This is a genomic window from Micromonospora echinofusca, assembly GCF_017614955.1.
Lineage (GTDB): Bacteria > Actinomycetota > Actinomycetes > Mycobacteriales > Micromonosporaceae > Micromonospora > Micromonospora echinofusca_A.
Window position 1 is genome coordinate 1 of sequence record NZ_WVUH01000200.1, and the last position, 13,387, is coordinate 13,387.

13 protein-coding genes are annotated in these 13,387 nt (G+C 74.1%); 10 read left to right on the forward strand and 3 right to left on the reverse strand.

Going from position 1 to position 13,387, the window contains the following annotated elements:
- From GSF22_RS21110 to GSF22_RS21155, 10 genes are all read left to right on the forward strand, one after another.
- The coding region (locus tag GSF22_RS21110) for an ROK family protein (RefSeq protein WP_208815462.1) at positions 1 to 482 on the forward strand (482 nt) is incomplete at its 5' end.
- Positions 479 to 1,174, forward strand: a complete 696-nt coding sequence (locus tag GSF22_RS21115; protein ID WP_208815463.1) for an N-acetylmannosamine-6-phosphate 2-epimerase — start codon at positions 479 to 481, stop codon at positions 1,172 to 1,174. The genes GSF22_RS21110 and GSF22_RS21115, both read left to right, overlap by 4 nt.
- A gap of 156 nt (positions 1,175 to 1,330) precedes the next feature.
- A complete protein-coding gene (locus tag GSF22_RS35770; RefSeq protein ID WP_208815464.1) occupies positions 1,331 to 2,278 on the forward strand; it encodes a methanogen output domain 1-containing protein in 948 nt (315 codons plus the stop codon).
- A 132-nt stretch (positions 2,279 to 2,410) separates the two neighbouring features.
- Positions 2,411 to 2,902, forward strand: coding sequence for a DUF309 domain-containing protein (locus GSF22_RS21125; protein WP_208815465.1), 492 nt, complete (start codon positions 2,411 to 2,413; stop codon positions 2,900 to 2,902).
- Positions 2,903 to 3,013: 111 nt separating this feature from the next.
- The gene (locus GSF22_RS21130) at positions 3,014 to 4,192 is read left to right on the forward strand and encodes a bis-aminopropyl spermidine synthase family protein (protein WP_208815466.1); all 1,179 of its coding nucleotides are present in this window, start codon (positions 3,014 to 3,016) and stop codon (positions 4,190 to 4,192) included.
- A gap of 5 nt (positions 4,193 to 4,197) precedes the next feature.
- Complete coding sequence (locus tag GSF22_RS35480) at positions 4,198 to 4,734, forward strand: GNAT family N-acetyltransferase (RefSeq protein ID WP_208815467.1); 537 nt, start codon at positions 4,198 to 4,200, stop codon at positions 4,732 to 4,734.
- On the forward strand, positions 4,731 to 5,891 hold the full coding sequence (locus GSF22_RS21140) for a hypothetical protein (RefSeq protein ID WP_208815468.1): 1,161 nt from the start codon (positions 4,731 to 4,733) through the stop codon (positions 5,889 to 5,891). The genes GSF22_RS35480 and GSF22_RS21140 overlap by 4 nt, the downstream gene beginning before the upstream one ends.
- Positions 5,891 to 6,145: an acyl carrier protein gene (locus tag GSF22_RS21145; RefSeq protein ID WP_208815469.1), complete on the forward strand. Its 255-nt coding sequence runs from the start codon at positions 5,891 to 5,893 to the stop codon at positions 6,143 to 6,145. The genes GSF22_RS21140 and GSF22_RS21145 overlap by 1 nt, the downstream gene beginning before the upstream one ends.
- A 112-nt stretch (positions 6,146 to 6,257) precedes the next feature.
- Positions 6,258 to 6,641 carry an adenosylmethionine decarboxylase gene (gene speD / locus GSF22_RS21150; protein ID WP_208815470.1) on the forward strand — a complete coding sequence of 128 codons (384 nt, stop codon included), beginning with the start codon at positions 6,258 to 6,260 and terminating at the stop codon, positions 6,639 to 6,641.
- 251 nt (positions 6,642 to 6,892) lie between these two features.
- Entirely contained in the window at positions 6,893 to 9,730 is a 2,838-nt protein-coding gene (locus GSF22_RS21155; protein ID WP_208815471.1) for a hypothetical protein, read from the forward strand.
- Between the two features lie 81 nt (positions 9,731 to 9,811).
- On the opposite strand, the gene GSF22_RS21160 is transcribed toward GSF22_RS21155, so the two are convergent.
- The 3 genes from GSF22_RS21160 to GSF22_RS21170 all read right to left on the reverse strand — a co-directional run bounded on the left by GSF22_RS21160 (position 9,812) and on the right by GSF22_RS21170 (position 13,338).
- Positions 9,812 to 10,450 (reverse strand): DUF305 domain-containing protein, encoded by a 639-nt coding sequence (locus GSF22_RS21160; protein WP_307804185.1) that lies wholly within the window; start codon positions 10,448 to 10,450, stop codon positions 9,812 to 9,814.
- A gap of 81 nt (positions 10,451 to 10,531) precedes the next feature.
- Entirely contained in the window at positions 10,532 to 11,038 is a 507-nt protein-coding gene (locus GSF22_RS21165) for a hypothetical protein (protein WP_208815472.1), read from the reverse strand.
- A 17-nt stretch (positions 11,039 to 11,055) separates the two neighbouring features.
- Positions 11,056 to 13,338 carry a heavy metal translocating P-type ATPase gene (locus GSF22_RS21170; protein ID WP_208815473.1) on the reverse strand — a complete coding sequence of 761 codons (2,283 nt, stop codon included), beginning with the start codon at positions 13,336 to 13,338 and terminating at the stop codon, positions 11,056 to 11,058.
- Positions 13,339 to 13,387: the final 49 nt, after the last annotated feature.

Genomic DNA, 13,387 nt, shown 5'->3' on the forward strand with positions numbered 1-13,387 from the left:
GCGGGGCGCTGGTCCGGCACGGTCGGATCGAGTCCGGTGCCCGGGGTGCGGCCGGTGCGGTGGGGCACCTGCCGGTGCCGGGCGCCGGGCGGCTGCGCTGCGGGTGCGGCCGGTACGGGCACCTGGAGGCGGTCGCCTCCGGCACCGGCCTGGCCGCCGCCTACGCACTGCGCACCGGGGAACGGGTCACCGGGCGGGTGGTGGCCGAGCGTGCCGCCGCCGGGGAACCGGTGGCGCGGGAGGTGTTGGAAGCCGCCGGTACCGCGCTCGGGGCGGCCCTGGCCGGGCTGGTCGCCCTGCTCGACCCGGAACGGGTGCTGGTGGCCGGTGGGGCGGCCGGTGCGCTGCTGCCCGCCGCCGCCGGGGCGTTCGTCGCCGAACTGCCGACGGCCTGGGCGGACGTGCCGCTGCTGCCGGCCGGGCTGGGTACCGACGCGGTGGTGGTGGGCGCGGCCAGACTGGCGACGATGGAGGAGACGTGAACGTGCTCGACCGGTTGGCCGGCGGACTGGTGGTCTCCTGCCAGCCGTTGCCCGACGACCCCGGTGACCCGATGCGGGACGCGTACGTGCAGGCCCGGGTCGCCGCGGCGGCGGTACGCGGCGGCGCGGTGGCGGTCCGGGCCAACGGGCCGGCCGATGTCGCCGCGATCCGCGCGCTGGTGGACGTACCGGTGATCGGGCTGTACAAGCACGGCACGACCGGCGTGATGATCACGCCGACCGCCGGGCACGCGGTGGAGGTGGCGCTGGCCGGGGCGCAGATCGTGGCGGTGGACGCCACCGACCGGCCCCGGCCCGACGGGTGCCGTTTCGCCGACACGGTCCGCGCGGTCCACGACCGGACCGGGGCACTGGTGCTGGCCGACGTCTCGACCGAGGCCGAGGCGCTGGCGGCGGTACGCGCCGGTGCGGACGCGGTGGCCACCACCCTGTCCGGGTACACCCCGGCGAGCCCGCCGACCGACGGACCGGACCTGGCGCTGCTGGCCCGGCTCGCCGACCTGCTGCCGGTACCGGTGCTCGCCGAGGGCCGGTACCGGACCACCGCGCACATCGAGCGGGCCTTCGCCGTCGGGGCGCACGCGGTGGTGGTGGGCAACGCGGTCACCTCGCCGCTGTGGATCACCCGCCGGCTGGTGCCGGCCACGCCCCGGGGCGGGCAGCCCGGCTGACCTGCCGGGGAACCGGCCGGAACGCCGGTCGGCAGCGGGGGCGGGGCCCGTCGGAGCGACCGGATGCCCCGGACGGTACGTCTCAAAATCGACTGCGGAGCGTTAAGGTTGTTCCCGGCGGTACCCTGACGACCGTCCCAGGAGCGAGGTGGGGGCGTGGACTGGTTTCTCGCACCTCCGACGGCCCAGGCGGCCAGCGCACTCCGGGCGGAACTGGCGGCCCTGTTCCGTCGACACGCCCGGGAGGCCGACGAGTTGGCCGACGCCGAACTGGTCGTCTCGGAACTGCTGAGCAACGCCGTCGAGCACGCCGGTGGGCCGGTCTGGGTCAGTCTGGACTGGTCCGCACCGCAGCCGCTGCTCGTCGTACACGATCTGGGGCCGACCTTCGAACTCGGGACCCTCAGCCTGCCGGACGTGGCCGGCCCGCGCGGCCGGGGCCTCTGGCTGGTCTCCCGACTGGCCGGCGACCTGCGGGTCGCGGCCAAGCGGGGCACCGGCAAACGGGTGGAGACGACACTGCCGCTGACCCGGCGGGTCGAACGCTCCCTCGATCCGCCCCGCCGCCGGGTCAACCCGCTGCCGGCGGTGGACGAGGCCGGCCCCACCGGGTTCGGTCGGGAGGCGTTCCTGCGCGCCCTGGTCGTCGAGTTGGCGCGTACCGCCGACGCCGGCCACGGTCCGCACGTGACGGAGCAGTTGGTCGCCCAGGTGGGCGCGACCGTCGGCGGTCAGATGGAGGACGAGTACCGGCGGGCCCGGGCCGTGGTCGGTCGACTCACCCCCGAGCAGGTGACCGAGTGTTACCTACGACTGAAATCGGCCATCGACGGTGACTTCTACGTGATCTCGGTGGACGCCGACCGGATCGTGCTGGGCAACCGGCGCTGCCCCTTCGGGGAGACCGTCCGGCACGCGCCCGCGCTCTGCCGGATGACGTCGAGCGTCTTCGGCGGCATCGCCGCCCGTAACCACGGGGACGCCGTCGTCCTGCTCGACGAGCGGATCGCCGTCGGCGACCCCGAGTGCCGGGTCACCGTACTGCTCGGATCGGCTGCCCGGGACAATCCGGGCGGCCACCACTACCGCGCCCCGGCAGGCTGACCGGACCGGCGGGGCCGGCAGGTGCGTCGGCCGTCCAGCGACCGGCTGGCGACGGTCAGGTGTTAGGAAGGGCCCCTTCCTATACCGAAAGCGATAAGAAGGGGCCCTTCCTAACTCGCTAGCCTGGGGTGCGTGGACCGTGACCGTCGCCCCGACCGTGACCGCGACCCGGGTGGGCGGGCGCGCAACGCCCGGCCGAGGGACGCACTGGGCCGGCCACTGCCGCACGGGGCTCCGGGGGTACCCACCATGCCGGAGGTGCCGCTGCCGCCGGAGGTGGCGTTGGCCGAGGCGGAGCGGCTCCTCGCCGCCGGCCGTCCGTTCCACGCACACGAGGTGCTGGAAGGGGCCTGGAAGGCCGCCCCGGACCCCGAGCGCGAGCTGTGGCGTGGACTCGCCCAGTTGGCGGTGGGCCTGACCCACGCCGCGCGGGGCAACGGGGTGGGGGCGTCCCGGTTGCTGCTGCGGGCCGCCGACCGGGTCGCCCCGTACGCGGGTACCGCGCCGCACGGCGTACCGGTGGAGGCGCTGGTCGCCTGGGCCCGGGACCTGGCCGGGCGGATCGACCGTGAAGGGCCGGGCGGGCTTCCGGCGTCGGCACTGGTCCCCCGGCTGACCGACTGACCGGCTGACCGGCTGACGCCGCCCGACGGCTGCCCCCGGCTGAGCCGCTGAGCTGCTGCGCGGCTGGCCGGTAGACTCGGCCGTTGCGATGGCGACACGAGGGGCGACAGCTTGATCAACCTGGACGACGGGCTCTCCGGCCTGCTCACCGCCGTGGCCGGTGCGGTCGGGCTTCAGGAGGGTGAGGCCGGGGTCGAGCGGGTGCTCCGCGCGATCGGACAGCTCGAACCGGCCTCCACCCGGGCGGTCAGCCGGCACGTCGGGCTGCCCCTGCCCCTGGTGGCGGCGGTCAACAACGAGCTGCGGGCCCGGGACGTGTTGACCCGGGACCGGCCGAGCCGGCTGACCGCGTACGGCCGCCAACTCCTCGACGAGCTGGACGTGGACCCGGTCGAGGTGGGCTCCTGCACCTGCTGCGCCGGCCACTCGGTGGTCGTACCGGCCGAGCTGACCCCGGTGGTCGACCGGCTCGCCCGGCTGATCGAGGCCGGCCCGGAGATCGACCTGACCCTCGACCAGTCCTTCGCCACCGCCGCCACCAAGGTCCGCCGGGTGCTGCTGATGATGCGGTACGGGCTGCTGCCCGGCCGGTCGGTGCTGCTGGTCGGCGACGACGACCTGATGTCCGTCACGATCGCGGCGGTCGGGGCGGCGCTGGGCCGCCGGTTGGTGCACCACCTCGCGGTGGTGGACATCTCCCCGACCCTGCTGGACTTCATCTCCGATCAGCTCGGCGAGCTGGACCAGCCGGCCGAGCTGCGCCGGCACGACCTGCGCCAGCCGCTGCCGGAGCGGTTCCACGGCGCGTTCGAGCTGGCGATGACCGATCCGCCGTACACCACCGACGGGGCGGCGCTCTTCCTCTCCCGGGCGGTGGAGGGGCTGCGGCCGGGGCCGGGCCGTTCGGTGATCTTCTCCTTCGGCCCGAAGGGCCCGGACGACACCCTGGCGGTGCAGCGGACCGTCGCCGATCTCGGGCTGACCGTGCAGGCGATGCACCGCAACTTCAACGAGTACCTGGGGGCCGGGGTCATCGGTGGGGTGAGTCACCTGCAACACCTGGTCAGCACCGCCGGGACCGCGCCGGTGCTGGCCGGTGACTACACCGGCCCGCTCTACACCGCCGACCAGCGCACCGCCCCCCGGCAGTACGTCTGCAACGGGTGCGGCAGCCGGTACCTGGTCGGGCAGCAGGAGCAGTGGACCACCATCGCCCTGCTCAAGCAGGCCGGATGTGCGCAGTGCGGCGGGGAGCGGTTCCGTCCGTTGCAGTTGGTGAAGGGGCGGTGACCGGCGTGACGTACGCCATCCGGACGGCGACCGAACGGGACCTGGACGACCTGGCGGCCTTCGAGGTGACCATCGCGGAGATCTCCTTCGGCGACGAGGCCGTGGTGGACCCGGCGGTGCACCGCAAGAAGCTGGCCAAGGCACTGGACCGGGACGCGGACGGCATGATCGTCGCGGTGGACGGGGCGGACCGGCCGGTCGGTTGGCTCTGGCTGGCGGTCAACACCAACTTCCTGACCGGCGACCGGTACATCAACTTCCGGTCCCTGGCGGTACGCCCCGACGTCGACCGGGAGCGGGTCGGTGAGCTGCTGATGGACCACGCCCTGGACTTCGCCCGGCGGGCCGGCGTCACCGAGATCGTCGGCAAGGTGCACATGGCCAACCAGCAGATGCGGGTGCTCTACCGCCGGTTCGGGTTCGAGCCGGCCCACCTCACGCTGCGCCGCCGGATCGGCACCGACGACCGGCACGGTACCGGGGACCGGACCGGCAGCGACGAGCGGACCGGTGCCGACAGCCGGAACGGTGCCCACGGGTGACGGTCAAGTGCGTGGTCTGGGACCTGGACGGCACGGTCTGGCCCGGAGTGGCGATCGAGCGGAGCACCCGGGAACTGCCCGAGCCGTTTCCCCGGGCGCTGGCCGCGATGGCCGCCCTGGAGGAACGGGGGGTGGTGAACAGCGTGGCCAGCCGGACCGATCCGAGCATGGCGGAGCTGCTGGCCGCCGACCCCGGTCTGGCCAACCGGTTCGTCGTACCGCAACTGAGCTGGGGCGACAAGGACCAGGCGATCCGCCGGATCGTCGACGAACTGGGCATCTCCCCCTCGGCGACGGTCTTCGTCGACGACAACCCGTTCGAGCGGGCGCAGGTCGCCGCGCTGCTGCCCGAGGTCCGGGTCCTCGCCCCGGACGAGCTGTACGCGCAGCTCGACGCCGGCACCCTGGTTCCCGCGCCGGCCACCGAGGAGGCCCGGCGCCGGGTCGACCGGTACCGGGAGGAGCAGGCCCGACGGGCTGCGGAGCAGGAGTTCACCGGTTCCCGGGAGGAGTTCCTGCGCGCCTGCGGGATGGTCCTCACGGTCGGTACCGCCGGGCCGGCCGACCTGCCCCGGATCGGGGAGCTGACCGAGCGGACCCACCGGTTCAACACCACCGGTGAGCAGTGGCCGCTGGAACGGTTGGCCGGTCTGATCGACGATCCGCGCTGGTTCGTGCCGGTGGCCCGGCTGACCGACCGGTTCGGTGAGTACGGCCTGATCAGCACCGCGCTGGTCGAGCGGGGCGCCGGGACCGGGCCGGACCGGGCGGTGGACGCCGCGCCGGGCGGGGACGGGCACCCGGACTGGCGGCTGCGGCTGTTCATGTCGTCCTGCCGGGCGGCCGGTCGGGACGTACCGGTGGCGGTGCTCGGCTGGATCATGCGGGAGGCGCGGGCGGCGGGCGCGGCCCGGCTGCTGGTGGACATCCGCACCGACCTGGCCAACCTGGAGCTGCGGGTACTGCTCCGGCGTGCCGGCTTCGGCCGGGTCGCGGTGACCGGGGAGCACGCGCTGCTGCTCGGCCGCGACCTGACCGGGGAGCTACCGGTGGTCCCCCATCTCCGGTTGTCGACGGAACAGGACCGGACGATCGAGCGGACCGGGGCGGTCACGGAGCACGACCGGACGGTCGCGCAGGATCGGGTGGTGCGGTGATGGACGTGGTGGAGACCGAGATCCGGACGATCCTGGCCCGCGTGCTGGACCGCGATCCCGCGCTGGTCGCCGAGTTGCCGGTCGGTACCGAACTGTTCGGTCCGGAGTTGAACCTGACCTCGCTGGCCGGCGCGCGCCTGCTCGCCGGGGTGCAGGACCGGTTCGGCGTGGACGTGGCCGCCGAGGACTGGGCCCTGGAGTCGCTCACCTCGATCGGTACGCTGGCCGATTTCGTCCGAGGGGCCGTCGGCTGAGCAGGTCGGTAGACTGGTCGACCGGCACGGGCTGCGCACGGCGGCGCACCTGCCCTCCTCCGCCCCGGCTTCGCCATCCCGGCCCGGTGGTCTTCCTTCCGAAGGGTTCCCCATGAGCAGCGACAGTGCGGCACCGGCCTGCGTGCCGGCCGCCGACGAGATGTGCTCGTACGCGATCGACATGTGGGTCACCGATCCGGCGATCCTGACCGACGAGGCCGCCCTGCTGGCCGTGATGGACGAGGCGGCCCGGGCCGGGCACGCCGAGGTGCTGGGCCGGTCGACCCACCGTTTCCCCAACGGTGCGGTCACCGCCGTGCTGGTGCTCTCCCAGTCCCACCTGTGCGTGCACACCTGGCCGGAACACTCGCTGGCCAACTTCGACCTGCTCACCTGCGGCCGACTCAACGGCGAACTGATGATCGGCTATCTGGAGCAGGCGTTGGCGACCAGCCGGGTGAACATCACCCGGGTGATCCGGGAGGTGCACGCCTGACGGCACCGGCTCGGCACGCCGCACCCGCCCCGGGCCGGTGACGGCCCCGTCCCGGCTCGGCACGCCGCACCCGCCCCCGGCCGGTGACGGCCCGTCCCGCCGGTCTGGCGGACGGCTGCCAGGTTTGGCCCGCTGTCGATCTCCCCGCCCTATCGTGGGCTCGGCCAGCCGTCCATTGGGTGGCTTCGGCCAGCAGTCCCGGAAGCGCTCCCCAGCCGTCCGGGTAGCCAGCAGGAGCCGGAGGAGAGCCCATGTCACGACGGCGAACCAGATCGACCATTCTGGCGGTGGCGCTGGCCGCGCTGCTGCCCGTACCACCGTTGGTGCTGACCGGCCCGGCCGGCGCCCAGGCACCCGCCGCCCCGGCCGGTCCCGCCGAGCCGTGGCTGACCCTGGTCACCGGGGACCGGGTGCTGATCCGGCCGGATGCCCCGGCCAACCAGAGTCTCGTCGTCCGGCCCGCCGCCGGACGGGAGAAGACCCTCTTCCACCGGTACGTCCAGGCCGGTGAGGTGCACGTGGTGCCCGCCGACGCGCGACCCCTGGTCGCCGCGGGCGTGGTCGACGCGCGCCTGTTCAACGTCAGCCGGCTGCTGGACCTCGGGTACGCCGACCGCGCCGACCGGGACCTGCCGCTGATCGTCACCGCCGCCGACCACACCCGTGCCGGGACCGTGGCGAAGGCCGGTGGCGCGACCGTCGAGACGGCCCTGACCAGCGTCGACGGCGCCGGGGTACGGCTGGACCGGGCGCGTGCCGGGCAGTTCTGGTCCCGGCTGGTGACCGCCCCCGCCGCCCGGGCCGACGGTGCTCCGGCGCTCGCCGGTGGCGCCACCGGTATCTGGTTCGACGCCCCGGTCGAGACGAAGGCGACCGGCCCGACGGTCGGCACCTCGGCTGTCAGCCGGGTCACCGCCGGTTCCGAGTCCCGTCTGATCGACGCCCTGGAGGGCGCCGCCGCCCGGCGGGACCGCATCGTGCAGGTCGACGCCGCCGTGTCGGTCCCGACGAACGGTCCGGGCCTGGTCCGGTCGGCCCTGGCCGACCTGGGCACCTCGACCGGTCCGCTGTTCCTGACCGCCGACGACCCGGCCGCGTCCGGCCCGGTCGCCACCGCCGGTCCGGCCGCCCGCCGGGCCGACGCCGGGACGGCTGTCCTGGTCACGCCGGACGTCGCCACGGCCGCCCGGACCGCCGACCGGTTCGCCCGCAGCTACCCCCGCTGGACGGCCACCGACCTGCGGTCGGCGCTGCTCGGCAGCGCGGCTGGATCCGCCGAGCAGACCCTGCGGTACGGACTGACCACCGCCCCGGCGAGCGTGGACGTGGGCGTGCTGCGCTGGGACGCCCGCAAGGCGGGTGCCCGGAGCACGGTGACCTACCGGAACGCCGCCACCGCCCCGGTCACCATCGACCTGGCCGTCGCCGGTGGCACCGGCCTGGCCGTCGCGCCCCGCCAGCTCACCGTCCCGGCGGGTGGTACCACCTCGGCGACGGTGACCGTGGACGGCGCGAAGGTCTCCCCGGGCCGGGTGACCGGCTCGCTGGTCGCCAGCGTCGCCGGCACGCCCGCCCTGCGTACCCCGGTGGCCGTCGAGGTGGAGGCGGAGAGCTACGACCTGACGATCACCGCGACCGACCACGACGGCGCCCCGGCCGCGAACTGGAGCGCACTCCTCAACGACCTGGACCGGGACTACGCGGTCACGGTGACCGAACCCGCCGGTACGGCGGTGGTCCGGCTGCCCAGGGGCAACTACTACCTGGAGTCCCACGTGGACACCGCCCGGGCCGACGGGAACCTGAGCACCTGGATCGTCGAGCCGCTCGTCGTCCTCGACCAGAACCGGACCATCTCGCTGGTGGCGACCGAGGGGCGCCCGGTCGGCGTCACCGTGGACAAGTCCGACGCCCGGTACGGCGAGGTCGCGGCGATCTTCGCGCGGATGACCAACGACGGCCGGTACCTCGGCTCGGACGCCCACGGCCCGACCTTCGACGGCCTGCTGGTCCGCCCGTCGACCAGCGCCACCACCGGTGGGGAGTTCACCTTCTACGTGGCCGCCCGGCTGGCCAAGCCGGACGGTCGGGGTGGCTTCGCCGGCAGCCCGTACATGTACCACGTGCAGTGGATCGAGCCCGACCGGGTACCGGCCGACCTGATCCGGCACCTGCCGAACTCGGAGCTGGCCAGCGTGCAGGCACGGCTGGCCTCGGCCCGGCCGGGTCGGATCGGGCAGAAGGACTACCTGGTGTACGCGCCCCTGCCGTTCACCATCCAGGAGTACTACATCCCGGACACCCCGTGGCTGGCGGCGATCGGCACCTTCGCCGGTGAGCCGGACGGCAACCCGGAGACCATGCTGAACAGCGCGGACCGGCACTTCACCGTCGGTACGCACTCGGTCGAGCGGTGGAACGTCGGGGTCTTCGGGCCGTCGTTCCCGAGGGACTGGCCGTGGAAGTGGACGAACGCGGCCCGCACCGGGGACCGGATCGACGTCGAGCTGCCGCTCTTCACCGACCAGGGCACCCACCGGGAGGCCCGGTCCGCGGTGACCGGCGCGTACACGAAGCTCTACCGCAACGGTCGCCTGGTCGGCCAGAACGACCTGGCGGCGACCGGTTCGTTCACCGTCCCGGCCGGTTCGGCGACGTACCGGCTGGAGAGCCGGGCCACCCGGAGCACCGACTTCGCCGGTGCCACCTCGGTGAAGGTGGCGTGGACGTTCTGCTCGGCCACGCCGGCCGAGGGGTCGACGGTGCGGCTGCCGCTGGCGGCGGTCCGGTTCGCGCCGCAGCTCGACGACCACAACCGGGCGCCGGCCGGTGGCACGTTCGCGGTGCCGGTGTCGGTGCAGTGGCAGGACGGTGCCACCCACGGTACGACCCGCTACCTGTCGGTGGAGGCGTCGTACGACGGGCGGAACTGGCGTCAGGTACGGCTGACCGGCTCCGGGGACACCACGGTGGCGCACGTTCCGCACCCGCACGGGGTGCAGGAGGTATCGCTGCGGGCCCGGCACGTGGACTCGACGGGCAACATGGTCGAGCAGACCATCACCCGGGCGTACCTGGTCCGCCGCTGACCCGTACCGGCTGATCGAACGCGGCGGGGTCCGCGTCACCGGGGTGGTACCCGGTGACGCGGACCCCTTGCCGTCGGCGGTTCAGAGTCGGGCGAGGATCCGGTTCATCGTGTCGATCTCGGCCTGCTGGCTGGTGAGGATCGCCTGGGCCAGCGCCTTCGCCTCGGCGTTGTCGCCCGAGGAGATCTCGTCCCGGGCCATGGTGAGCGCGCCCTTGTGGTGCGCGACCATCATGGTCAGGAACCGCCGGTCGAAGTCCGTACCGGAGGCGGCGGCCAGGTCGGTCATCTCGGCGTCGGTCATCATGCCGGGCATCCCACCGTGGTGCATGCCCGGGCCGTTGCTCGTGCCCGGCATCGCGGTGGGCCTGCCCCAGGCGGTCAGCCAGCCGGTCATCTTGTCGATCTCCGGCTGCTGGGCGGCCTTGATCTGGGCGGCCAACTGCTTGACCTCGGGGTCGGTGGCCCGGGTCTCGGCCAGCGTGGACATCTCCACGGCCTGCCGGTGGTGCGGGATCATCATCTGGGCGAACATCACGTCCGGGCCGTTGAACCGGGCCGGGCCGGTCGGGGTGTCGGCGGTCGACGCACCGGCCGGGGTGGCGTGGCGGTCGCCGGTGCCGTGCATCGGGTCGTCGGTGCCGCAGCCGGCCAGGGCGACGGCGGCGGTCAGGGCGGTGCCGGCCAGGGCGGCGCGGCGCAGGATGGTACGGGTGTTCACAGCGGAACCTCTCGGGTGCGGTACGAACGTGGACGGGAAGCGGCGGCGGGACACCGGGGGTACCGGCGCCCGCTGGGCGTCCTATCTGCGTCGCACCGAGACCCGGGCCAGGGTCAGCCCGATCGGTCCGGCCTTTGGTGGGGCGCGGGAGCCGGTCGACAGGTTCCGGGCGGCCGGAGCGTTCCACAGCCCCACTCCGACGGTGAGCAGCAGAACGGCGAGCAGTGCCACGGCGGCGAGTCCGCCGAGGACGGCGGCGCAGACGCTCCACCCTGCCGGGTGTCCGCCCCCGCCACCGTCGGCCGGCAGGGCCAGCTGCGGGTCGCCGCCGGGACGGTCCGCCGCGCCCGGTCCGACGACCACCGCACGGTGCGGGTCGGCGGCCATCGTCGTCGGGTGCGGTTCGCCGGTTCCCGCACCGTGCGGGCCGGCGGCCGTCGTCGTCGGATGCGGGCCGGCGGCCATCGCCACCGGGTGCGGTCCGCCGCCGTGGCCCAGGCTGTGCATCATGGCCAGCCCGAACAGGGTGGCGGCGAGCAGCGCCGACCGGGCCCACCGCCCGGTCAGCGCCGCACCGACCGTCCGCACGGTTCCACGCTAACCGGTCACCGGGCGGCAACCGGACGGAACCCCCGTAGCCGCAGGCTGTTGCCGACCACGAAGACCGAGGAGAAGGCCATGGCCGCACCCGCGATCATCGGGTTGAGCAGGCCGGCCGCCGCCAGCGGCAGGGCCGCCACGTTGTAGGCGAAGGCCCAGAACAGGTTGCTCCGGATGATCCGCAGCGTCCGCCGGGACAGCGCGATCGCGTCGACGGCGGCGGTCAGGTCACCGCGTACCAGGGTCAGGTCGGACGCCTCGATCGCGACGTCGGTGCCGGTGCCCATGGCCAGGCCCAGGTCGGCCTGCGCGAGGGCGGCGGCGTCGTTCACCCCGTCACCGACCATGGCCACGGTACGACCCTCGGCCTGCAACCGTCGGACCACGTCGACCTTCTCCGCCGGCAGCACCCCGGCGATCACCTGGGCCGCCTCGATGCCCACCTCGGTGGCGACCCGACCGGCGACCGTGGCGTTGTCCCCGGTGAGCAGGATCGGGGTGAGCCCGAGGGCCCGTAGCCGGGCGATGGCGTCCCGGCTCTCCGGCTTCACCACGTCGGCGACGACCAGCGCGCCGCGTACCCGGCCGTCCCAGCCGGCCAGCACGGCGGTACGACCGGCCGCCTCGGCCTCGGTGACGGCGCGGCGCAGTTCCTCCGGCAGCTCCAGTCCCCGCTCGGTGAGCAGCCGCTCCCGGCCGACGGTGACGGTCCGGCCGTCGACGGTACCGGTCACCCCGAGCCCTTCGACGTTGGCGAACCCGGTGACCGGCGGCAGCCCCCCGGTTGCGTCGGCGGACTGGGCGGCGCCGGTGGCGACGGCCCGGGCGATCGGGTGTTCGGAGGCGTGCTCCAGTGCACCGGCCAGCCGCAGCAGTTCGTCGCGGTCCTGGTCGGCGGCGGGCAGCACGTCGACCAGGGTCATCCGGCCGGTGGTGACCGTGCCGGTCTTGTCCAGCACGACGGTGTCCACCCGCTTCGTCGATTCGAGCACCTCGGGCCCCTTGATCAGGATGCCGAGCTGGGCGCCCCGGCCGGTACCCACCAGCAGGGCGGTCGGGGTGGCCAGCCCGAGGGCACACGGGCAGGCGATGATGAGCACCGCCACGGCTGCGGTGAACGCGGCGGTCAGTTCGGCACCGGTACCGATCCAGTAGCCCAGCGTGCCGACGGCGATGGCCATCACGACCGGGACGAAGATCCCGGAGACCCGGTCGGCGAGCCGCTGCACGGCGGCCTTGCCGGTCTGGGCGGCCTCGACCAGACGGGCCATCTGGGCGAGCTGGGTGTCGGCGCCGACCCGGGTGGCGGTGACCACCAGCCGGCCACCGGCGTTGACGGTGGCCCCGACGACCCGGTCCCCCGGGGCGACCTCGACCGGTACGGACTCGCCGGTGAGCATGCTGTTGTCCACCGCCGAGGAGCCGTCCTCGACGATCCCGTCGGTGGCGATCTTCTCGCCCGGCCGGACCACGAACCGGTCGCCGACGGCGAGCTGGTCGATCGGGATCCGGACCTCGGTGCCGTCCCGCAGCACCGCGACGTCCCGGGCGCCGAGTTCGAGCAGGGCGCGCAGGGCGGCTCCGGCGGTCCGCTTGGAGCGGGCCTCGAAGTACCGGCCGGCGAGGATGAACGTGGTGACCCCGGCGGCGGCCTCCAGGTAGATGTTGCCGGCGCCGTCGGTCCGGGTGATGGTCAGCTCGAACGGGTGCGTCATGCCGGGCATCCCGGCGCTGCCGAGGAAGAGCGCCCAGACCGACCAGCCGAACGCGGCGATCGTGCCGAGGCTGACCAGGGTGTCCATGGTCGCGGCGCCGTGCCGCAGGTTCACCCAGGCCGCCCGGTGGAACGGCAGCCCGCCGTAGACGACCACCGGGGCGGCCAGGGTGAGGGAGAGCCACTGCCAGTAGTCGAACTGCCAGGCGGGCACCATGGCCAGCACGATCACCGGCACGCTGAGGACCAGCGAGACGAGCAGCCGGGTACGCGCCGCGCGCAGTTCGTCGACCGGTTCGGCGGTCTCCGCCGGGGTGGCTGCCGACTGCGGCGGGGGCGGTACGGCGGCGGTGTAGCCGGTCTTCTCGACCGTGCCGATCAGGTCGGCCGGGGTGTAGGTGTCCGGGTAGTGGATGCTCGCCTTCTCGGTGGCGTAGTTGACCGTGGCGGTCACCCCGTCCAGCCGGTTCAGTTTCTTCTCGATCCGGGCGGCGCAGGAGGCGCAGGTCATGCCGCCGATGTTCAGTTCGATGAGGTTCGGTGCCGGCTGCAACGGCCGGGTGTCGGGTGCCATGGGACGCCTCCTGGGTCAGCTGTGCCCGTGGCCGGGTTCGCCGTGGTCC

Bases quoted from the DNA above. Each gene is read 5' to 3' on its own strand.
- GSF22_RS21145 (WP_208815469.1), top strand. From the start codon at position 5,891: ATGGACGTGGTGGAGACCGAGATCCGGACGATCCTGGCCCGCGTGCTG.
- speD (WP_208815470.1), top strand. From the start codon at position 6,258: ATGAGCAGCGACAGTGCGGCACCGGCCTGCGTGCCGGCCGCCGACGAG.
- GSF22_RS21155 (WP_208815471.1), top strand. From the start codon at position 6,893: ATGTCACGACGGCGAACCAGATCGACCATTCTGGCGGTGGCGCTGGCC.
- GSF22_RS21170 (WP_208815473.1), bottom strand. From the start codon at position 13,338: ATGGCACCCGACACCCGGCCGTTGCAGCCGGCACCGAACCTCATCGAA.